Source organism: Pseudomonas frederiksbergensis (assembly GCF_003732665.1).
GTDB lineage: Bacteria > Pseudomonadota > Gammaproteobacteria > Pseudomonadales > Pseudomonadaceae > Aquipseudomonas > Aquipseudomonas frederiksbergensis_G.
The window spans coordinates 1-251 of record NZ_MOBP01000044.1 but is presented as its reverse complement, the minus strand read 5'-3'; the positions used below and the strand labels follow the sequence as shown (position 1 = coordinate 251).

At 60.6% G+C, this 251-nt stretch carries 1 pseudogene; it reads left to right on the top strand.

Annotated elements, in window-relative coordinates:
* Positions 1–251: pseudogene (locus BK665_RS34580) on the top strand (TolC family protein); the annotation flags it as partial.

Below are 251 nucleotides of genomic sequence, written 5' to 3'. Positions count from 1 at the left end.
GTGCTGACGCAGGTACGCATTTCGGTCGAACGCTACAAACTCGCCCTGGTCGATTTCGATCTGGCCGATCAATCAAGCCAGGTCGATCAGCGCATGGCCAAGTTCGCCCGGGCTTCACTGACCTCGCGTACCGACTCCGAGCTGGAAGTGATCCGCACCGAAACCCGCGCCCTGCTCGCCCAGTTCCAGCGTTACTCGGCCTATGCCACCGCGCAAACCGCATTCGGGCGTATCTATAACTCCTTGGGCCT